The organism is Thermostichus vulcanus str. 'Rupite' (assembly GCF_022848905.1).
In the GTDB taxonomy this organism is placed as follows: domain Bacteria; phylum Cyanobacteriota; class Cyanobacteriia; order Thermostichales; family Thermostichaceae; genus Thermostichus; species Thermostichus vulcanus_A.
The window spans coordinates 1-20,896 of the sequence record NZ_JAFIRA010000053.1 but is presented as its reverse complement, the minus strand read 5'-3'; the positions used below and the strand labels follow the sequence as shown (position 1 = coordinate 20,896).

Annotated in this window: 20 protein-coding genes; 12 read left to right on the top strand and 8 right to left on the bottom strand. The window is 56.0% G+C overall.

All coding sequences use genetic code 11. The features are described from left to right. The first annotated feature begins 154 nt into the window (after window positions 1-154). A complete protein-coding gene (locus tag JX360_RS15290) occupies window positions 155-877 on the top strand; it encodes a hypothetical protein (protein ID WP_244352631.1) in 723 nt (240 codons plus the stop codon). A gap of 46 nt (window positions 878-923) precedes the next feature. Here the strand turns inward: JX360_RS15290 and JX360_RS15285 are convergent, their stop codons facing one another. Both JX360_RS15285 and JX360_RS15280 read right to left on the bottom strand, forming a co-directional pair. Beyond that, window positions 924-2,525, bottom strand: coding sequence for an NAD(P)H-hydrate dehydratase (locus JX360_RS15285; RefSeq protein WP_244352628.1), 1,602 nt, complete (start codon window positions 2,523-2,525; stop codon window positions 924-926). Next, on the bottom strand, window positions 2,522-2,926 hold the full coding sequence (locus tag JX360_RS15280) for a VOC family protein (RefSeq protein ID WP_244352626.1): 405 nt from the start codon (window positions 2,924-2,926) through the stop codon (window positions 2,522-2,524). The genes JX360_RS15285 and JX360_RS15280 overlap by 4 nt, the downstream gene beginning before the upstream one ends. A gap of 200 nt (window positions 2,927-3,126) precedes the next feature. Here JX360_RS15280 and JX360_RS15275 point away from each other — a divergent pair, with 200 nt between their 5' ends. Beyond that, the gene (locus tag JX360_RS15275) at window positions 3,127-4,476 is read left to right on the top strand and encodes an adenylosuccinate synthase (RefSeq protein WP_244352624.1); all 1,350 of its coding nucleotides are present in this window, start codon (window positions 3,127-3,129) and stop codon (window positions 4,474-4,476) included. 130 nt (window positions 4,477-4,606) lie between these two features. Continuing rightward, the gene (locus tag JX360_RS15270; protein ID WP_244352622.1) at window positions 4,607-5,290 is read left to right on the top strand and encodes a molecular chaperone DnaJ; all 684 of its coding nucleotides are present in this window, start codon (window positions 4,607-4,609) and stop codon (window positions 5,288-5,290) included. Here the strand turns inward: JX360_RS15270 and JX360_RS15265 are convergent, their stop codons facing one another. Beyond that, window positions 5,291-5,890, bottom strand: coding sequence for a pseudouridine synthase (locus tag JX360_RS15265; protein WP_244352633.1), 600 nt, complete (start codon window positions 5,888-5,890; stop codon window positions 5,291-5,293). Window positions 5,891-6,009: 119 nt separating this feature from the next. On the opposite strand from JX360_RS15265, the gene JX360_RS15260 reads away from it, so the two are divergent. Next, entirely contained in the window at window positions 6,010-6,354 is a 345-nt protein-coding gene (locus JX360_RS15260) for a hypothetical protein (RefSeq protein WP_244352620.1), read from the top strand. A gap of 87 nt (window positions 6,355-6,441) precedes the next feature. Here the strand turns inward: JX360_RS15260 and JX360_RS15255 are convergent, their stop codons facing one another. Next, entirely contained in the window at window positions 6,442-6,693 is a 252-nt protein-coding gene (locus JX360_RS15255) for an RNA recognition motif domain-containing protein (protein ID WP_244352618.1), read from the bottom strand. A 377-nt stretch (window positions 6,694-7,070) separates the two neighbouring features. Between JX360_RS15255 and JX360_RS15250 the strand changes: the two genes are divergently transcribed. The 4 genes from JX360_RS15250 to def are packed head-to-tail and all read left to right on the top strand — an operon-like array spanning window position 7,071 to window position 8,492. Further along, a complete protein-coding gene (locus tag JX360_RS15250; RefSeq protein WP_244352616.1) occupies window positions 7,071-7,247 on the top strand; it encodes an NblA/ycf18 family protein in 177 nt (58 codons plus the stop codon). After that, window positions 7,247-7,579 (top strand): DUF2499 domain-containing protein, encoded by a 333-nt coding sequence (locus tag JX360_RS15245; protein WP_244352614.1) that lies wholly within the window; start codon window positions 7,247-7,249, stop codon window positions 7,577-7,579. Before JX360_RS15250 ends, JX360_RS15245 begins: the two co-directional genes overlap by 1 nt. After that, on the top strand, window positions 7,576-7,887 hold the full coding sequence (locus JX360_RS15240; protein WP_244352612.1) for a DUF3593 domain-containing protein: 312 nt from the start codon (window positions 7,576-7,578) through the stop codon (window positions 7,885-7,887). Before JX360_RS15245 ends, JX360_RS15240 begins: the two co-directional genes overlap by 4 nt. Before the next feature lie 41 nt (window positions 7,888-7,928). Further along, window positions 7,929-8,492, top strand: a complete 564-nt coding sequence (gene def / locus JX360_RS15235) for a peptide deformylase (RefSeq protein ID WP_244352610.1) — start codon at window positions 7,929-7,931, stop codon at window positions 8,490-8,492. Between the two features lie 106 nt (window positions 8,493-8,598). Here def and JX360_RS15230 read toward each other — a convergent pair whose 3' ends face one another. Next, the gene (locus JX360_RS15230) at window positions 8,599-8,952 is read right to left on the bottom strand and encodes a hypothetical protein (protein ID WP_244352608.1); all 354 of its coding nucleotides are present in this window, start codon (window positions 8,950-8,952) and stop codon (window positions 8,599-8,601) included. Window positions 8,953-9,314: 362 nt separating this feature from the next. Here JX360_RS15230 and cbiD point away from each other — a divergent pair, with 362 nt between their 5' ends. Then, window positions 9,315-10,403, top strand: a complete 1,089-nt coding sequence (gene cbiD, locus JX360_RS15225; RefSeq protein WP_244352607.1) for a cobalt-precorrin-5B (C(1))-methyltransferase CbiD — start codon at window positions 9,315-9,317, stop codon at window positions 10,401-10,403. 68 nt (window positions 10,404-10,471) lie between these two features. On the opposite strand, the gene JX360_RS15220 is transcribed toward cbiD, so the two are convergent. The 3 genes from JX360_RS15220 to JX360_RS15210 all read right to left on the bottom strand — a co-directional run bounded on the left by JX360_RS15220 (window position 10,472) and on the right by JX360_RS15210 (window position 17,372). Beyond that, the gene (locus tag JX360_RS15220; RefSeq protein ID WP_244352604.1) at window positions 10,472-14,092 is read right to left on the bottom strand and encodes an ExeM/NucH family extracellular endonuclease; all 3,621 of its coding nucleotides are present in this window, start codon (window positions 14,090-14,092) and stop codon (window positions 10,472-10,474) included. A 180-nt stretch (window positions 14,093-14,272) separates the two neighbouring features. Next, complete coding sequence (locus JX360_RS15215; RefSeq protein ID WP_244352602.1) at window positions 14,273-15,736, bottom strand: hypothetical protein; 1,464 nt, start codon at window positions 15,734-15,736, stop codon at window positions 14,273-14,275. Between the two features lie 253 nt (window positions 15,737-15,989). Beyond that, window positions 15,990-17,372 (bottom strand): hypothetical protein, encoded by a 1,383-nt coding sequence (locus JX360_RS15210; protein WP_244352600.1) that lies wholly within the window; start codon window positions 17,370-17,372, stop codon window positions 15,990-15,992. A gap of 181 nt (window positions 17,373-17,553) precedes the next feature. On the opposite strand from JX360_RS15210, the gene JX360_RS15205 reads away from it, so the two are divergent. The 3 genes from JX360_RS15205 to JX360_RS15195 form a co-directional block, all read left to right on the top strand. Next, window positions 17,554-19,008 carry a BCD family MFS transporter gene (locus JX360_RS15205; protein WP_244352599.1) on the top strand — a complete coding sequence of 485 codons (1,455 nt, stop codon included), beginning with the start codon at window positions 17,554-17,556 and terminating at the stop codon, window positions 19,006-19,008. Window positions 19,009-19,090: 82 nt separating this feature from the next. Continuing rightward, window positions 19,091-20,068: a YihY/virulence factor BrkB family protein gene (locus JX360_RS15200; RefSeq protein WP_244352597.1), complete on the top strand. Its 978-nt coding sequence runs from the start codon at window positions 19,091-19,093 to the stop codon at window positions 20,066-20,068. After that, window positions 20,068-20,896, top strand: an 829-nt coding sequence (locus tag JX360_RS15195) for an L-threonylcarbamoyladenylate synthase (protein WP_244352595.1), incomplete at its 3' end; no start/stop codon positions are given. The genes JX360_RS15200 and JX360_RS15195, both read left to right, overlap by 1 nt.

Sequence of the window (20,896 nt, the reverse complement as noted above, 5' to 3'; positions counted from 1 at the left end):
ATAGGTAGGGTCGGCTCAGGGGATGGGGTAGTTGGCAATCCCCTGAACTCCATGAATACCTTGCAGTCTAAGGTTGCAAGGGGCTAGAAGGGAGAATCCCCCGGTTTCTAACCGGGGGAGTGTCAAAGAAGATTTCATCCCGCGGACTTACAAGGTGGAAGGGTTTCGCTGCCAAGAGCGCTACGGCTATGTTTGGGTGGCTTTGGCGGATCCGCTGACGGATATCCCCGAAATTCCTGAAGTGGCGGATCCCCAGTTTCGCCAAATTCACCAGTTTTACGAAGTTTGGAAGTGTGCCGGCCTGCGCCTGATGGAAAACTCCTTTGACAATGCCCACCCTCACTTTGTCCATCAAAAAAGCTTTGGGTTAGTTTCTGAACCCGTACCACCCGATCTGGATAGCTTTGAAGAACTGGAATATGGTCTGCAAGCAACCTCAGTTTTGCCGGTGTTCAATAGCGACATCCAAAAGCAAAACTTGCAGATGACCGAGGATCGGACGGTGCGGATCCTGGAAAGCACCTGGTTTATGCCCTTCAGCCGCAAGCTGAAGATCTCCTATCCCAATGGCCTCGTCCACATCATTTTCACAGGAGCTACTCCCATTGATGATCAGACCTCACAGGTGGTGCAGTTCTGTGTGCGCAATGATTCCGAGGCGGAGGTGAGTGCCGAGAGCATCATCGCCTTTGACCGGCAAGTCACCCTTGAGGATCAGCTGATTTTGGAGGGTACTGACTACGATGTCCCCCTTGACCTCAAAGAGGAACAGCACATGTTTACGGATAAACCCGGTATTGTTATGCGCCATAAGCTGGCCGCCCTATTAAAGGCTCACGGCGAGGTAGAAGTGCGCAGAGGTGAAGTCGTTGGCTGACTTGACCTCCTGGCTCAAGGGATGCAACCCGTAAAGATTCTTGCCTTCAATAACGGATAACTTGCTCCTGTCGGAGAGTTCGCAGTGCCTGGGGCAAATGCTCCGCCAATCGCGCCGGATCCACCCCCGTCAGACCCCGTTCTTTCGCCAGTTGCAAAGCGGTCTGGGCGTGCCACCACACCCCCGCACAAGCACAACGGAGCAGGATCGACTCGTCAATCGGAGATCCTGTGCCACCCCAGCGGGCTAACAAACCCCCAATCAACCCCGTCAACACATCACCACTGCCACCACGAGCCAAAGCCGGGGTACTGGCCGGATTGACCCAACACTGACCACTGGGGGCCGCGATCACCGTTCGGGATCCCTTGAACACCACCACTGCTCCACTTTGGGACGCCGCCTGTTGAGCGGCTTCGATGCGATCCGAGAGCGGGATCCTGGGAAACAGTCGTCGAAACTCGCCCAAGTGGGGCGTCAAAATCGCCCGGATCCCCCGCCCGCGCAAGTGCTCCACCCCCAACTCTGCCAGCACATTCAGCCCATCCGCATCCATCACCCAAGGGATCCCTGTCCAGTCCCGCAGCAGAACTTCCAGCACAGGCAAACGGGTTTCTCCCAAACCTGGCCCCACGGCCAGGGCCTGAAAGCCTTTTGCTGGGGATTTTCCTGGCGGCAAGGTGGGGATCCCTTCCCAGGCATGCACCAGCACCTCTGGCAAAACAGTATGGATCAGGGGTTTCAACCCAGTGGGCACCACCATCGTCACCATCCCCGCCCCACTGCTGCGTGCCCCCAACCCCGCCAACACTGCCGCCCCAGCATAGGCCGCCGAACCGGCCACAAGCAGCAGGGATCCCTGGCGGTATTTATGGGTATCTAGAGGGGGATCCGGCGGAAAGTGAGACCCAGGCTGTAGCAACAACCGGGGGACAGTCGGGGAGCCCTGGGTCAGCAAAGCCCATTCCGGGATCCCAAACTCGATGCGATGTAACTGCCCTACCCAAGGCAGAGCCGCCTCCTGCCACAGCCCCCGCTTCCATAAGCCCAGGGTGTAGGTGCAAGCAGCCCGCACGCAGCAACCCCATATTTCGCCGGTTTGGTCGTTCAGTCCAGAAGGCAGATCCAGGCTGAGGATGGGGATCCCGCTGGCATTGGCCCACCCCACCGCCCCTACCCAGGGATCCCCCAAGGGCCGGTTCAACCCAATCCCGAAAAGCGCATCGATGAGCAGGTCACACTCTGCCAACTCCCGAAAATCTGCGATGAACTCGGCTCCCAAAGCCTTGAGATAACGGGCATGCTCCGCCGTCAGGGGCTTGAGATCTGGCTTGGCCAGCCAAACCTTCACGGTTTTTCCGGCCAGGAGGAGCTCCCGACCCACCACCAAGCCGTCACCGCCATTGTGTCCCGTTCCACAGAGGATCCCAATGCGAGTCGCCTGTGGGAAATCCCTTTGCAACTGGGCAAAAATGGCCAGTCCCACCTTTTCCATCAGGGCCGCAACGGGCATTCCGGCAGCAAAAAGGCGCTCCTCCACCTGCCGCATCTGTTCGGAGCTAACCAATCCGCTGGCAGGGTCGATTCTGGATGGAGAACTTTCTTCCTGAGCCTTTGAAGTGGAATGTCCCCAAAAAGAGTTGCTCATGGCTCTTTCGCGTCAGCGGAGCTTAGCTCTTTCGCGCTAGCGGAGCTTAGCTCTATCACATTTCCATCGGGATCCCGCACAAACAGGGCAGCCCGACCGGAAGCGCTCATTTGCACCCCGTATCCAGCTTGCAGCAGGCGAGTTTTCAGTGCCTCCAAATCATCCACTCCCAAAGCTAGATGTGGGTTGCGCCCCCACTTTTCAGCTCGGTGCCCTTGATCAACCGGATCTTCAGCCACGATCAAATGAATTTGCGAGGCACCCACCTGATACCAAGCACCAGGGAAGTTAAAGGGTAAACGCTCCACCTTCGGGATCCCAAGCACCGTTCCATAAAAATGTTCTGCCCTAGCCAGATCGGTAACCCAAAGGGCGGTGTGCAAGTGATGGTAGGCTGGCATACGAGCTGTCAAAAACACAAGCACTATTGTAGGAAAGCCGAGCAAGAGCTGTATCCTGACATCCGAGACACCCAAAAAAGTTAACCAATTGTTAACGTTTTTGTCATAAGCCCTCAACATCACCGGGATTGATGCGGTAGATTAGTGCAGCAACCCCCGCAAAGGGGATTTTTTGTGCCGTCTACGGACTGGAGAAGCTCTTGGCAAACGTTGTGGTTGTCGGTGCCCAGTGGGGCGACGAAGGGAAAGGCAAGATCACGGATCTGTTGAGCGAAAAAGCCCATGTGGTCGTCCGCTATCAAGGAGGAGTGAATGCAGGTCATACCCTGGTGGTAGCGGGTCAAACCTTCAAACTGCACTTGATCCCTTCCGGCATTCTCTACCCCGATAAACGCTGCATCATCGCCAGTGGCACGGTTATCGATCCACAAGTGCTGATTGGGGAGATCGACCAACTGCATCAATTGGGCATTTCCACCGACAACCTGTTTATTGCGGAAACGGCCCATGTCACCCTGCCCTACCATCGCGTCATCGATCTAGCGGAAGAGGAACGGCGCGGCATTTACAAGTTGGGCACCACCGGACGAGGGATCGGCCCCACCTATGCCGACAAAGCTGAGCGCATGGGCATTCGCGTTGTGGATTTGATGTATCCCGACCAGTTGCGGGAGCGCCTCAGTTGGGCCATTCCCTACAAAAATGTCCTGCTGGAGAAAATCTACAACCTGCCACCCCTGGATCCGGAGCCGATCATCGAGCAATACCTGGCCTATGCCGAACGACTGCGCCCTTATGTAACCGATGCCGCCTTGCTCCTGACCGAAGCCATTCAAGAGCGGGAAAACATTTTGTTTGAAGGGGCACAGGGCACGCTGCTGGATCTGGATTACGGGACTTACCCCTACGTCACCTCTTCCCATCCTGTTGCTGGCGGCGCCTGCATTGGGGCAGGAATTGGCCCCACCAGTATTGATCGGGTGATCGGGGTAGCCAAAGCTTATACCACCCGTGTGGGAGAAGGCCCGTTCCCCACCGAGCTGAAGGATGAAACTGGGGCTTATCTGGGTGCCACCGGAGCCGAATTTGGCACCACCACCGGGCGGCAACGGCGTTGTGGCTGGTTTGATGGGGTGATCGGGCGCTATGCGGTGCGGGTCAATGGCTTAGATTGTCTGGCTATCACCAAGTTGGATGTGCTGGATGGCTTGGATCAAATCAAGGTGTGCGTCGCCTACGAGTGCAACGGCCAAGAAATTCGTCACTTTCCCAGCGATGCCCGTGTCTTTGCCCAGTGCCGACCGATTTACGAAACCTTGCCCGGCTGGAAATGTTCGACAAAAGGTTGCCGCTCTATTGAAGAACTGCCTCCTGAAGCTCATGACTACCTAAAGTTTTTGGCGCAGTTGATGCAGGTGCCGATCGCCATCGTGTCTTTAGGGGCCAGCCGCGATCAGACGATCATCGTTGAAGACCCGATCCACGGCCCCAAGCGTGCCCTCTTGTATCCCAACGGTGGCAAGCGCGTCCACGCCCTCATGCCCGATTGAATCCATTTGAGCGGATCCTGGCCTATCCAACGGGATCCCGTGCCTAGGTTGCCTCCTGGAGCTCTGCAAGTATGTTGCTATACTTGAGGGAATCTTGTGTATGTGTTATTTCACACTTTGGCCTACGGATATGAACGACAGTACTCTCTCGGCTGTCCTGCAGCAGGAATTGGCCGCACGCCAAGAGGAATTGGCCGCTTTGGAAGTTGATTTGTCAGAGCAAGAGCTGGCCTTTGTCAACTTGCAGGGGGAATTGCGAGCCTTTGAACAGAGCTATCAACGGGTGATCCTCAGTCGGCGGCAAGAATTGCAGTGCATCGAAGAACAAATTCATCAGTACACCCTGGCGCTGGAGGCCATGAGCCACTTCCACCCTTCTGCCAGTCTGAAGCAACTGTATCGTGAGGTCGCCAAACGGATTCATCCTGATCTGGCTACGGATCCGCTGGAGTATGAACGGCGGCAGGAACTGATGGCAGCAGCCAATCAAGCCTATGCTGCCGGAGATGAAACCGGGTTACGGCAAGTGCTGATTGCTTGGGAACAAAGCCCAGAGTCGGTACACGGGGAAGGGACAGAAGCAGACTTAGAGCGGATCAGCCGCAAGATTCAGCAAATTCGCCGTCGTATGGAGCACCTGCACCAGGAAACGGCTGCCCTGCACCATTCCGACCTCTATCAACTGATGGACAAAGCCCAAGTGGCTAAGACCCAGGGGCGGGATCTGTTGCTGGAGCTGGCAACCCTGATTGAGGATGAAATTGTGATGGCTTTGCAACGGTTGGCAGAACTGCGCGCCCATCTAAAAAAGTAGTCAGAAACAAAACTGGCGTAACTGGGTTAATTCTGTCTCACTCAAATCTTGCCATTCACCCGGATTTAACCCCGTGAGCGACAACGGCCCTAACCCAACTCGAACAAGCCTCAAGGTTGGGATTCCGACGGCGGCAGTCATACGGCGTACCTGACGGTTACGACCCTCCCGTAGCGTCAGTTCGAGCCAGGTGGTGGGGATGGAGCGGCGGAAACGAATCGGCGGATCCCGTGGCGGTAGGGTAGGTTCTTCTGGTAAGACTTGGACTTGGGCCGGTCGGGTCTTTCGCCCTTGGATAATCAGCCCTTGTTGCAATTGTTCTAAGGCTTGTGGGGTCGGGATCCCTTCCACCTGTACCCAGTAAGTGCGCTCATGGCCAAACTGAGGGTCGATCAAACGGGCATTGAGAATCCCATCATCTGTGAGCAAGAGCAGCCCTTCACTGTCTCGATCCAGCCGACCTACTGGATAAACCTTGGGCACCGGGATGAAAGATTTGAGGGTCAGACGTTTCGCTTGAGCGTCTTCTAAAGATGCCGGTAGATTATCGGTGAATTGGGTGAGGACACCGTAGGGTTTGTAAAACTTGAGATAACGCATGATCCCATTGATGGCGGTTCTTGGATCCTTAAGATTTGCGGGGGTGGCTTCGGCGGTAAGATCAACCTTCAAGGAAAGATCATTCCTAACTGACAGGCGCAATTCACGGATCCCACCTCATGGCAATAGACAACACTTTACTCTGGGTTTTGATTGGAACAGCGGGGATCTCCCTCTTGACGTTGGTGTATGTGCTGGTGGATGAGGGCGCCAAGCGACGTCGCTACGAGCAGCAGAAACAAGCGCAAGCCGAACAAGCTGCTGCTGAAGTGCCCCAGTCACCATTGCAACCCACAGAATCTTTGGAAGTAGAGGCCGGGATCCCGACTGTATCCCCCTCCCCCCAACCTGCCCCTACAGAGCCCTCTGCTCAAGAACCGATGGCGAGCCCTGTTGATTCTACCTTGTCAGACTTGTCAGAGGAGACGAAAGCAGAGGGAGAAACCCCAGAAACCCCTGGCTAAAGCATTCTACCTGAGGGAGATCAATCGGAGATTAATCCTTCCCAGAGGGAGCCTGAAGTTGCAGATTTATCGTTACAAAATCTTTGCTTAAGCTTGTCGGCGAGGTCTGGCCCGATCCAAACGCAAAGGTCGGCCCATAAAGTCCTCCCCGTTGGCGCTATCGATGGCTTCATCTTCCTCCGCTTCAGTGGCCAGATCCACAAACGCAAAGCCCCGTGTTTGCCCAGTCTCCCGGTCTGTCGGGATGGTGACCGACTTAACATTCCACCTCTGCTGGAAGAAAGCCGTAAGTTCTTCGGTTGAGGCTTTATAGTTTAGGTTTCCGACAAAAATGGTCATGGCAATTCAAGAAAGTGCATCACAAAGCAGCAGGAATGGTAGCAAAACCTCGAAACACTTTACTTCTATCATGGGGTTCCGCTGGATCGTGGAACATGACGGGATGTAAAGGGATCCCTGTCAGAAAATCTTCGCACTTCGCTATCAAGAAATGCGCCTTTCTCAAACTTTACGGGCCTGTACTTTCTCTGCCCCCTTTGTTCAACTTCTCTACCCTTCCTCCTAGATCCCCAGTCTCACACCAACAGGAGCCCGCATCTTGTCGTTTTATTGCGATTTGTTAAGATGTATATTACCTTGCTTGCATTGCATCGCCGGATCCCCATTGGCGGATCTCTTGGCAGACTCCTTAACCTAAGCACCCCGAGGTGATGATAATGGATGAAGCACTAGATCTCTCTTTAGAACAGCAGTTCCGCCAGCGGGCGTTCGAGAGCCTGGTTTCTCGGATGAGCCATGAGCAGGCCAAAGAGATCTTGGTTAAGTTACACAAGCAAATGCTCTTGCAAGAGGCCACCTACCGCCATCTACTTCGTCAATCCCTCAGCGCCTAATGCACGCCCTTTCGCTTCCCACGTGGTGGATTCATATTGCCAGTGTCTTGGAGTGGATCGCTGCCATTCTGTTGGTGTGGCAGTTTGGGGAGCGAATCGGCCAATTGGAATGGCGAAGTTTGAGCTGGGCGATGCTGCCTGCTCTGTTAGGGGCGATGTGTGCGATTACCTGGCATTGGTTTGATAACGACCCCAATCTGGATTGGATAGTGACGGCTCAGGCCAGTTTGACCTTGTTGGGCAACTGTACCCTGGCTTGGGCTGCTTACCACATTTGGCAAGTGCAGAAGGCGCGGCAGCGTTTGCAGCAGGGGGAGCAGGATTCGGAATGAACAGTCTGTTTGCCCTCTCTTTGTTTCCTTATCTGGTCTTTTTGTTTTTCTTATCGCGGCTACATCGGCTTCCCCGTTTGGCCCTGGTTGGGTTTTGGATGTTGCTGCTGTTTGTGGCTGTAACCATTCCAGCGGGCCTCTACGCTAAGCTGCAGTTCGGCACCTCTTTGGCCAATGTGGATCCCTTGCATGGAGGGGCAGAGGCATTCCTCACACTTTCCAACATTTTGGTGGCCTTGGGCTTCAAACAGGGAATTGACCAGCAGGCCGAACAGCCACCAGAGTCCGCGAATCCTAAGCTAAAATAGGGATCCTGCTTGGATTATCTGCTGTTGTTTCGAGAGATCTGATGGTTGCCACCCTTTCTGTCCCTAAGGTGAAGTTAAAGCACCCCCCGCTGCGCATTCATCAAATGGGGGATAAGGTGCTACGGCAGCCTGCTAAGCGCATTAGCCAGGTCAACGATGAAATCCGTCAACTGGCTCGGGATATGCTGCAGACCATGTACAGTTCCGACGGCATTGGCCTAGCGGCTCCGCAAGTCGGCATTCACAAGCGCATGATTGTGGTGGATCCCTATCCTGACAAAGCAGATGTGCCTCCCCTGGTGCTGATCAACCCAGAAATTCGCGACTACATTGGCGAAGCCGTTGCCGGGCAGGAGGGTTGTCTGAGTATTCCAGGGGTATTCTGCGAGGTCATGCGTCCGGCAGGGATTGTGGTTTCTTTTAAGGATGAAACAGGGCGGCCTCGCACCATTCAGGCGGATGATCTATTGGCGCGGGTGATCCAACACGAAATCGACCATCTGAACGGTGTGCTGTTTGTGGATCTCGTGGAAAACGAGCTGGTACTGGATCAGGAGTTGCGCAAGCACGGCTTCCACATGCAGGATGTGCAGCGGCGAAAGTAGGGATCTACTGCCAAGTTTGAGCGGCAACAAGAGGTTTCAGAGTTTGGTTAACTCAGTCAGCTTGGTAAGCCCTCCGGGCTCAGGCCTGGTCGGACTTACTGCTGCCTTACTGCTGCAGTCGTTGGGCCAACAGCTGCTCCTCTAGTGCCGCAATGCGATTGTAGGCAGCCGTTAGCTGGGCACTCAAGCGCTGCACCTGAGCTTCTGGGGCAATATTGTGTCCCATACTACGGCTGCTAATCGTGGGGATCTCCTCATCCAGGAGAAAGCTGTGGCTGCCGTCTTCCACCAGAGCAGAGGTTAATACGCTGTAACGGGAGGGAGTGGGGGTGTTTTTTTGGGCATCTTGAGCAGCCAAGAGGATGGCGGCCAGTTGTTCGGGCATACGCTCGATGGCAGCTTTTAGCTCCTGTATTTGCGATTCCAGATGCTCAAAATGATGCTGCAATGCTTCGCTCATAACTGCCCTATTTTTTGACTACTCTCATTGAAAGAGACAAATTCCTGTTTCACCCCCTCTTCCTCCAGATCATTTAACGATTGGCTCTGGGGTTTGTTCTGCAAGTTCACAGATTTCCTTAAGGTTAGACAATCAGAAGGGATCCAACCTAAGGATACACTTTCACCCGGTGGGATGAACCTTTGACAGAGATCCAAATAGCTGGCAACTTGAGGATCGAAGCCCTTTCAAGAGGCGAACCAGGCTGCGAACATCTCATCCTAGAAGCAAGGGTTTTTCCAGAGTATTTTGAATCTCAGTACAATCGGTTTTGGGCGAAAAAGACTGTGAGAACCTCCGACCCCTGTGAGGGGGTGCCGCAAGTGAGCGGATATACTCTGCCGGTATTTGCTGTGGCCGCAGCCAAGGCGGCGCTGTATCACCTGCTGGGGATTCCGGTGCAGGGGGAGCCGGAACACCCCACCATTGCCGTCCAACTGCAACCTGAACAGGATCGAGGGAAGGAGGTGGGGATCCCGGTGCAGCAACTGGCCTGTGTGGACACCGAAACAGCTCTGGCCATTACCCGTTCCGATCCGGGCCCGCACCTGGATCTCACCCGCAATACCCCGATTTGGGCCTGGGTGAAACGGGAGCTGTGGGTTGAAGGCTATCCCAAGTTGATCCTGGAGGCAGGAGAAGGGATGGGTCGCCATGGGGATGGAACCCCGGCCATTTATGCCTATGCCAGGCAGCTGTTTGAGGTTAATCTTCTGCCGCATCTTCCTGTCCACTCTCAGCTGCGGGTACGCATCATCTTGCCAGAGGGAAAACGTCTGGCCGAACGGACATCCAATGCCGCCTTTGGGGTCTTAGAGGGGTTGGCGCTCTTGGGAACGCGGGCGGAGGTGGAGCCCTCCTCCAGTGCAGACAGCTTAGAAAAGGCTCGCCAAACGTTGCAACAGAGGCTGAAGCAGCACAAGCGGTTGGCCTTTTGTGTGGGTAGCCACGGGCAACAGGTGGCGCTGCGGCAAGGGATCCCTCTTGAACAGGTGCTGCTGGTGGCCAATTGGATCGGGCCATTGCTGGTGGAAGCGGCGCTGCGGGGGGCAGAAAGGATTCACATGATTGGTTACCACGGCAAATTGATCAAGCTGGCGGGGGGTATCTTCAATACCTCTAGCCATGTGGCGGATGGTCGGCTGGAGATCTTGGCAGCAGCACTGATTCGCTGGGGGGGGACGGCAGAACAAGCTCGGCAGGTGTTGGCTTTTGCCACGGTGGATGCAGCGGTCAGCTACCTAAACCACATTGGTTGTGGGCCGCAGGTGATGGAGGAGGTGGCAGCTCAAATCCTAAGGCGGGCGGATCGCTACCTGCAAAAATATGCCAATTGTTCCTTAGAACTAGGGGTTACCCTATTTGACCGACAGGGGCAGATCGTCGCTCAGTCCGGGATCCAAGAATCCTAGAGAATCAAAACGGGATCCTTCGGGTGAGGGATCCCGTTAATGGGTGTTGAGCGCTAGGCCCACAGCGGTTAGTTCAAGCGAGTGCGGAAACTGAAGCTGACCGGGTTGGCCAACGGCACCCCACTCAAACTGGTCACCCCCCCGGCAGGGAAGGTGAAATCGTAGAGGGTGAGCCGATTCAAGAGTGTCCCCCGACCACTCACGGTGAGGATGAAGGTGTTCCCATCGATGGCCACTCGTGGACTGGTGGCAATGTCGGTGGTGCGGGTATCAAGAATGGGCAGCACCCGCCGCCGCAAAACGATGGTGCCGGTTCCTTTTTGGATGGGTTGATCGAAGGTGAGGCGAATCTGGGTATCACGCGGTACGCCAGTTGCTCCATTGACCGGAAGGGTGGAAACCACCACAGGTGCAACCGGCTCTGTGGGGCCACTGCCGGTTAGATTCAAACCAACAATCACTGGGTCGTGGTCGGAAGAACGGAATGGATCATCCGAGTAGAAGAGACTCTGCTGGCTGGCACTCTTGAAGCTAAGGCCATAGTCGAGAACGACCGGCTCATCAGCGTTGATATGCCACTTATCGGAGCCGCTCACCTGACTGTTCAGGCTGCCATTGGCCAAGGCGTGATCTAGGGATCCCCACTGTCCTTGGAAGCTAAAGGAGTAGCTATTGGAGCCATTCAGGTTGATGAACCCACCCCTTTCTAGAGTTTTGATGGGGTCTTCCATGGCGTAGGCGTTAATGTCCCCCATGATCAACACATCCGGATCCGTTGAACCCGTTGGATTGGTGGTCAGCCAGGTTAGGATCTCTTGGGCAGCACGGGTGCGGTTGCCATTACAGTTCCCCTGAAAGGGATCATTATCGGCAGGATCACAAGGGGATCCCTTGGATTTGAGGTGATTCACCACGGCAGTGAAGGTGGCATTGTTGCTCAACTGTCGGAAAGTAACCGCAAGCGGTGGACGATGGCGACGACCAGGGCCTTGGGTGAGCTCGCCCGTATCCAGAAAGGCAGCGGTAGTACCCGGCGCAATCTCGACGGTGGAGGGCTTGTAAATAAAGCCATTGGTGATGGCATCTCCCCCCAGGTTGGACACTCCAACATCTACAAAAGCGTAGGGTGCTCCTGGCTGAGCATTTAAGCCGTTAACCAGATCTTGAATGGCGCTGTTGGGGCCATAGCCATCGTTTTCCAGTTCAATCAGGCCGAGAATGTCAGCATCGATGCGGCGGATGGCGTTGATGATTTTATCCCGCTGACGGGTGAACTCTGTGGCGTTGCTGGCTCCGCGACAATCGGAGGGAATGGGGAAGCAGTTGCCCCTGCCGAAGGTATTGAAGTAGTTGAGCACGTTAAAGCTCGCAACCTTTAGGGATCCCCCGACTGCCGGTGGGGTTTGCGGGCGTGGGTTGGTGGCCGTAAAGGTGGGCAAAACGTTGGGATCATTGGGATGGATGCGGTAGTCAATAGTGGCATCGAGAGCCTCTTGGGTACCGCCAGCGTTCCGGCCTCGCAACTGGGTCATGACCCCGGTGATGTTACTGACGCGATCCCCGCCCCGTACTGTATTGCTAGCGCTGAGGCCATTGGGAGCCGGATAGATAACCGGATCAGGGTTTTGGGTCAATAGCCGATCGTCAATGCGAATCCGGTTGAGATCATTTTGGGCTTGCAAGGTAGGCGCTTGACCAGGATCGGCAATTTGGGTGGGATTAAACAAGCGTCCACCGCTGGCGACACTGAGCTCCCCATGTCGTCCTAGGAGGAAAGAATCCGTGACAAATAGGGGCTGATCCCCAAAGGTCACCAACATCCCCTCTAGGGCTTCCCGCTCTTCGGGGGTCAGGGGCAAACGGATCTGCACAGGTGCAGGCAGAGGATTACCAGAACTACAAATGGCGAAGTTGTTAAAGACATTGGTGAGCTGGGTTTGTTGGCGGAACTCGGCTACGGTGCCTGTGACCTGTACCTCATCGCCCAAGCTGACTGTGTTGGCGGTGCCACTGAAGATAAAGATGCCATCGGAAGTTGCTGGATCCCCATCCCCAGCATCCTGAACGTAGTAGCCTTGCAGGTAGGTTTGGCCAGCAACCGCTTCGTTCTCAAAGTCACCCACCACAATGCCGGAGATGGTGCGGGTTTGACCAAGAATGGGAGAAGCAAAGCCATTACCTTGAAGGGTACCAATCGGGGTAATCGTGGCATTGGGATCGCACCCACCGCCCGGTTGTCCGCCACCGGATCCTTGCGCAAAGTTGACACTATCAATCCGCCAGCGCGTTGTCGTTCCAGAACCTGTACCGGAAGACCGATAGCGGAAGGCGACGTAAACTGGGTTGGCTGTTGGGATCCCGGACAAATCGATCTCGCCGGAATCGACAAAGGATCCCGTAGACACAGTGGGAATCGTCAAGCGGGTCCAGGTGGCCGCATTCACGGCTGCTGGCGTACCCGCACCACTGTAATCGGTAGAGTACAGAACACTCAGTTGCGGGAAAGGAAGGCCATTGTCACTGAAGAAACTCTCATTACGGAAAGTCAGGGCGGGATCTGTTACTGAACCTAAGTTGAGGGGAGGGGTGATCAGCCAGTCATTGGCAGGCAACTGCCCCCCAAAATTGTTGGCTTCTGCCAAAGAATTGGTACAGCGCCAGGAGCGAGTTGTGTCGCCATCCACATCCACGATCTGCCAACCTGTCGGAGCAGGGCTACAAGAATCAAAGCCTTCCGAGAGAGGGAGGTTGACTGGGGTAGGTGGAGTGGGCGTCGGAGAGGGAGAGGATGTTGGCGAGGGAGAAGGTGTGGGCGTCGGATCCCCGCCGCAAACTGCGGGGGTACTGGCGGTGCTGTAGGTCAGCTCAACATCATCGATGCCGAAACTATCGCGGGAGCCACTGCCGGTAGAAGCTGTAAGGGCGACAATACGGATATAGACGGGATCACATTGATTGTTGATATCTGTGCCAAAGGCATTCAGTCCGGAGCCTGTGGCCAGCGTTGTTGAGCCAAATGCGCCCGGATCGGGATAGGTACCCAACGGTGTAAAAGTGCCGCTCTCCCCCACCCGATAATCGACTGTCCAGGTGGTGGAACGGGGCTGCACACTCAACATCTGCGCCTTCAGGGACAGAGTGAAGTTCTCCAAGCCCGCTGTGTCGTCGATCTCAAACACAAAGGCTGCACCCGGATCCCCGAAAGCCCCGGTTTGCCGGATCCCTAAGGCGCGGTCGGTGGCGGCATTTTGTTCTGTAGCCGTAGCGGCTGCTCCGAGAGAGCCATCTCCGGAGGCGAAATTCTTAAATCTGCCAGCGGTATCCGCCCAAGAGGTGACTGTGGCGGTGAATGGTTGCTCAGCACCGAGATTGGTCGCAGTTGCCCCAGTACGGACTGTCCACCCGGCAGGCAAGCCAGCACCCATCCCATCAAAATTTTCGCTGTAGGCGGTGCCGGAGAGGGTTAAGTAACTGGGGGCAGAAGCAACAGGGCTAAAACCTTCTTCACCCGTGGTCAACGCTTCAATCACAGAGGAGGTTGTGGAGGTGCTTTGTTCCGGTAGCACCGACAGCGGGGATCCCCCACCGGAGCCACACCCTTTCAGAGAAACCAAAAGCACCAACCCAAACACCAGTGCCACCATCAGTTGGCCAGCACGGCGCAGAGCGACTTGAAACCAGGGCTGCATCACTCCTCCTTCATGAGGGATCCCGTCTTTTCACGCCCTTCCATCAGTACCATCCTCAGGGGAGAACCTGAGTAAAGAGGGAGTTAAGGTGTGCTTAAAAGTCAAGTTTCTATGAAGTTGCCCCACTTTGTGGCGAAGTCTTTGCGTGGAGCAAGGCAGCTGGATTCCTGATGGATTCCCCTAATCCCCCAGTTCCGGATCCGGTCGCACCCGCACCTCCATCTGGCGCAGGAGTCGCAGGGATCCCTCTGGCCCATCGATCATCTGCTGCTCATTGATCCAGTAGGTGGCAATGCCCAAATCCTCCAAAAAATCGATATAGAGGTCGGGGGGTGGCCCATCAAAAACGGCAGCCTTCTGTACGGAAAAGCCCTGTTCCAACCAGGGGGCGAGGGCAAAGCGTTCGTAATACAACAACTGCCCAACCACTTCCTGCAAACTTTCTGCCGCATCTTTGTGGTGCAGCAATTTCACTTCTGCCAACAGCAGGTGCCCCTCCGCCACCGCCAGAAAATCAAAGGTATGCTGATCCTCTCGCACCTCCAAACCGGCCAGCCGAAACCAACGGCGAAAATGGTGCAAAATCTCGTTGTGACGTTCGCTGCGCTCCAACTGACGGCGACGACGACGCTCGGCCATCATGGGGTCTGTCCCAGCACTGTGGGGGATGCCGCTGGCTCGGAACTGGGGCGGTTCATCGGGATCCAAAACCACTCTGCCCCCAGCTGGTTGATGCAAAAGCGGGGGCATTTGTGGTAGATGTGCGGATCCCCAGTGCATTTCCGGCTGAGCCGCCCAGGTGAGCAGGTGTCGATTCAAGGGGTGGTCGGGGTGGGTATCGAACAACAGGCGAAATTGCGCCTGACTAAATTGAAAATCCAGACGAAATTGCTCTATGGACAGGCTGCTGCGTCCCTGTTGTAAGGTTTCTTGGCCAAAATAAAGCATCACCAGCAACGGATACACCGGCAGCGGGCGGTGGGGGGGAAGCAACATCGCCCACATTGCATCCGTCCAGTGGGGGAGTAAAATTTCCGCCTGTTTACCCTTGCCCACCACCTGCAACATTTTTGGGTGCCCCGGCTGCCAACCACAGGGGTGATCATCAAAGCCACACGTCTGCCGCCCTTGATCCACACTCAAGGGATAGCGACCGTCATAAAGGCGAAAGGGACAGAGATCCCGGTCTTCAGCCAGAAAGCGTTCATCCTGCCAGAGGTGGGCCGCCAACGCATGACAACCGATGCCTTCCTGGCTATTGCAGCCTTTGAGCCAGCGCCGCTCGGCCAACTTCCCCCCCACAGCACTGGGCGCTAGGGGCCGCACCAAGCCATTTTCCCCCTGGTTAAACAAAGGCCACACCAAGGGATCCCCGCTCTCGGGTAGGGTGGGGAGGAGGGGGTGGGTTTTGCTGTAGAAGGGATCACAAATCAGTTGAGCCACCTGTTGCAGAGGCAGCCCCTGGGGGGATCCCACCCAAGGCAACAGGGATCCCGACCCGGCTTGGGCGCGATGGTATTGAATGGCAAGGGCCACCTCTACCCCGACCGGACGTAGCTCCGGGGTTAGCTGCCGGTACCGTTGCAGAAGCCGTGAAGCCTGCACAAATAGGTCGTAGCGCTGAACGGGAACTGCGTCAACCATAGTGTTGCAGAAAAAGGCTCCGCACCGCCTGGGATAAAAGCTGCCATGTACACACGCCTTGTCTCAAAGGTTGGTTGAGACTATCGCCACAGAAGGAACCCTCTTACACACACGGTATTACAAAATTACAAACGGTATTCGGCTGTGTCCGGATGTCGCTGAGCTGTGGGTCAGTTGTCAGTGTAATGGAGAAACCTAGGGGTGAGAAGATTTTGGCACCGGCCAGCAGGCTGTGAGAAAAATTCACAAAACCCTAGCGTCGTGGCCACCAGGGAAAGCGAAACGGGCGTTCGGTTTCGGCATCGCGGTCATACTCGGTGGGGCGGTCTGTATCCCCCTGAATCACCAAGCTCCCCACGTAGTCCGCCTCTTGGTAGACACGGGCAATCTGTTCGTGAATTTGAGCCATATCTTCCGCCGAGACCACGCCATTGCTGGTGCCCTTGTAGAACTGAACCGTGACCCGAATTGGAAAGCGGGGATCCCGTTCTATCTCCAGGTTGTCGATTTCAGTGAAGGGGCCTTCCACCTCCCCGTGCCCGATCACAGCGGCTTCTACATTGCTGCGGCTGGCCCTATCCGATTCGGCACTCATCAGCGCTTGTGGGGCAGCCGGTATGGGCAATCCAAACCCGACTCGTTGCGGCTGCCGTTGCTTCAGGGGTACTTGAATGAGCATCACCATGTTCAGGGCTTCTTCCGCAACTTCTACCGAGTGGGGATCCCGGTCGGTAGCTTGCTCGGCCTGAAAATCGCTGAGACGCTGCCCGGTAAAACTGGCCCGTTCGCCATTCTGATTAAAGAAGAGCCGTTGCCCCCAGGAGTAGCCCGCTGCAAAGCTCTGCGGACTAGAACCCAGTCCGCTATCCCTTTGGTTGTCAATGACGGTGATACTGGTGCCCTCGCGGGTGGCCAAGATCGTCAGCACGGCTGGGTTGCCGGGGTAAGACTGGTAGTTGAACAGCACCGGGTTAAATTGGGCGGATCCCCCTTTGGGAATTGGTAAAAAGGCCGCTTGAGCACTGACCAAAACGTGACTGTCGCGGGGGGCAAGTAGAGAGCGCCGGTTGCCGGCCCAGGAGCTGCCATCGTGCAAATAGCGGCGCAAGTCGCCTAGCAGATCCCGCAGCGGCACCGGTTGCAGGTCTTCTCCTTTTTCATTGCCCACCAGCAAGCGCAAGCCATCCAACGGCAAGTCGGCAGAAAGATCAGTGAAATTGGGATAGCGGATCACGGGCATCAGACTCAGCTCGTAACTCCCCGTCGCCGGGTTGAACTGTTGCACCTGGATGGTCATATCGCTGATGTTGGGGCCGAGGGCGGATCCCTTGTGGCGTCCGGTATCTTCCCAAGTAATGTTGACAATATCCAGGCCATAGCGCTCGGCCAAGGCCCGAGTTTGCGGATCCCCAGTCATGGAGATCGTCTGGTCGATGACGCGCTTGTAGGCAAGGTACTCTGCCCATTCCGGCAACAGCAGGGGAGGGGATCCGAGGCGGGTGGATGGGGTTTGGCCAAGCAGAAAATCCAAGGGGGTGGCCTCAGCAGCGGGAACAGTTGGGGCTAGGGCTGCTCCAGCAAGGGAAAGGCCCACCCAGCTCAGTGAACTCAATAGCAAGGTCATCGGGGTACGCATAACGGGATCCCTTAGGGATGCGGGGGACTATGCCCTGACGCTAACTCGGAAAAAGGGGGATATGGCAGCGGTTTCGCTTTTGGCAACGGGATCCCCTGGCCGGAAGCTGACAAAGCCAGTTCCAGTCAGTGCTGCAGTGCAGGTGGGCTACCATAAGAGGCTGTAGCTCCTCTTGCAGATCATGACCGATACCTTCCAGGATCCACAGGTGATCTCATCTGCTGCTTCTGACGAGCCTCAGGTACAGTTGCCCTCTCCGCCCCCTTTGCCCCTGCACACCATGTTTCGGATGGGCCTGTTTCAAATGGGTCTGGGCATGATGTCTTTGCTCACCTTGGGGGTGTTGAACCGGGTCATGATCGACACTGATCTATTGGCCATTCCGGCAACGGTGGTGGGGGGATCCCTGGCCATGTATCAGTTTGTCTCTCCCGCTCGTGTTTGGTTTGGGCAACTGTCGGATGCCAAGCCACTGTTTGGGTTGCATCGCACCGGCTATATCCGCCTAGGGGCGGTATTGTTCACGATTTGCATCTTTCTGGCGGTACAGGTGGTTTGGGGATTGGGGGCTAGCTTTGCTGCAACAGGATGGTCTTGGGCCACCTACGGCTGGATGGGTCTGACCTCTTTGATGTTTGCCCTTTATGGCCTCTGTGTTAGCGCTTGCTCTACGCCCTTTGCGGCTCTACTGGTGGATGTGTCGGATGAAGAGAATCGCTCTAAGTTGGTGGGGATCGTCTGGTCTATGCTGATGGTGGGCATTGCCGGTGGCGCGATTGGCTCGGCAGTGTTGTTGCGCGGCCTCACCCCCGAGAATCTGCAAAGCACGATCAATCAGTTGTTTCTGGTGATCCCGGCAGTGGTGATCCTGCTGGCTTGGGTGGCCACTTGGGGGGTGGAAAAACGCTATTCCCGCTATGGATCCCGCTCCACTCTGGCTGGACGAGAAGATCAGATCACGCTGGGTACCGCCATCAAAGTACTGACCGCCAACCGGCAAACCCTGATTTTTTTTAGTTTCTTGGCCCTGATGACCATGGGCTTGTTCATTCAGCAGCCGGTGTTGGAACCCTATGGTGGTGATGTGTTTGGCATGACGGTGGCCGAAACCACCCAGTTGAATGCCTTCTGGAGCTTGGGTATTTTGGCCGGGATCGTGCTGACAGGGTTCTTAATTGTACCGAAGCTGGGCAAACAAAGGGCGGCCCGCCTCGGCTGCTTGTTGGTGGCGGGATCCTTTTTATTGACCATCTTGTCGGGGTTTACGGGCAATCCGCTGCTGCTGCAACTGTGCATGATCCTGTTTGGGCTGGCTTCCGGGATCACCACCAATGGCGCCATCAGCCTGATGCTGGATTTGACGGCAGCGGAAACGGCGGGTACTTTCATCGGTGCTTGGGGCCTTTCACAGGCGATGTCGCAGGCTCTTTCCACACTGATTGGGGGCGCTTTACTGGATGTGGGGCGGATGCTTTTTCCCACCTCGCCGGTGCTGACTTATGCCACCGTTTTTGGAGTCGAAGCAGGGGTGATGTTGCTGGCGGTGTATTTACTGGGGCAGGTGAGTGTGGCGGAGTTTCGGGAGAATACCCGCCAGGTGCTGACGGATGTGTTGGCGCTGGAGTTGGATGGCTGACCGCACTTGAGGCGATACAGCGATACAAAAGGATCAACCTGGATCATGGCTGCTAAGCTCAAAACGTAGGCTGGCTTGGGCAATGCGGCTGCTTGATCGGCTGGGTCAATTGCGAATTCCACCCTCTTGGTTACAGCGGATCCCCAGTTGGGAGCTGGTGGAGCTGACGCTGCGCTTGGCGTGGGACAATGCAATGCGCTACCGGCTGTTTGGTCTGGCCTCTGAAATGGCCTACAGCTCGATGTTGGCCCTGTTTCCGTTTATTCTCACCATCCTGACTGCCATCGGGTTGTTTTCGGGATCCCCTGAAGAAACCTTTCAAGGGTTGATGGCCAGGTTAAGCCGGTTTGCGCCGCAGGAGGCACTGGGGATTGTGGATCGCTATGTGCGCGACATTAGCTTTGGGCAAAACCGGGGCTTGCTCTCCCTGAGCTTTTTGGGCACGCTCTGGGCAGCTTCTGGGGCGCTGGGGGCGGTGATGACAGCCTTGGATCTGAGTCATGAAATCCCGCAGGATAGGCGTCGTCCATTCTGGAAACGCAAGTTGATCTCCCTAGTGTGGATGCTGGCCACACTGGGATTGACGGGCTTAGCCAGTTTGATCTTCTTGTTCAGCGCCAGTTTTTTCCGCTTTTTGGCCATACAGGCGGGATCCCTGCCAGAAGGGGTGGCTGGCCCAACCCGGTTGGATCCCTTCCGAGAAATTTGGCTCAATCTCTGGGAAGTTCTCACGTTGCCGATTTCCCTGGGCTTGATCATTGTCTCCTGTTGGGTGCTCTACCGTTTTGGCCCCAGTATGCGGCGACGGAAAATGCCAATTTTGCCAGGAGCCATTGTCGCCAGCCTGTTGTGGGTGATGGTGTCGGGAGGGTTGCGGTTTTATGTGGGGCATTTTGGCCAGTTTAACCAAGCCTATGGCACCGTCGGAGCCGTGATCGTCCTACTGCTTTGGGTTTGGCTCACCTCCTTGGCCTTGCTATTCGGGGATCAGATCAATATTGCTCTTTTCCAAGCCCGACAATTGATCCAGGAACGGATCCATAAACGGCAGCAGGAATAATGCAAACAAGGCAAACGGAGATCCTTTCCCCCAGCCCTGAGCACCTTGCCCTGGCGGCGGAAGCACTGCGTCAAGGACAGTTGGTGGCGATGCCCACCGAAACTGTGTATGGTCTGGCGGGTCATGGCTTGGATGGGGCCGCCGTTGCCCAGATTTTTGCGGTGAAAGAGCGGCCCCATTTCAATCCTTTGATTCTGCATCTCGCCCCTGGGATCCCTTTGGAAACATTACAGGGGTGGCTGCTGGATCTGTCGGAGTTTACTCCTACGGCTTGGGAACGGCTGGGATCCCTAGTAAACACCTTCTGGCCGGGGCCTTTGACGTTGGTTCTGCCGAAATCAACGGGAGTACCGGACTTGGTCAGCAGTGGATTGCCGACGGTGGCGCTGCGGGTGCCTGCTCATCCGGTGGCCCAGGCGCTGCTGCAAGCGGTGCAACTGCCGCTGGCGGCCCCCAGTGCCAATCGATTCGGTCGCATCAGCCCCACCTCTGCCCAGGCGGTGTATGCCGAGTTGTCGGGGCGGATCCCCTACATTCTGGATGGGGGCAACTGTTCAGTCGGGTTAGAATCAACGGTGCTCAAGCTCAGCCCAGAGGGGATCCCAATGCTGTTGCGACCGGGCGGGATCCCGGTGGAAACTTTGGAAGCCCATCTGGGTGTGCGGATCCCGTTAGCGGCTGACTCGGCCAAGGCTGCGGTCCACTTCCAGGCACGGGAATCCCCTGGACAACTGAGGAGCCACTATGCCCCCAACAAACCCTTATTGCTCTTGCCTGCACGGGTTTCACAACTTCAGCCTGCGGATTGGCAGCCGATCCAGAACCAGA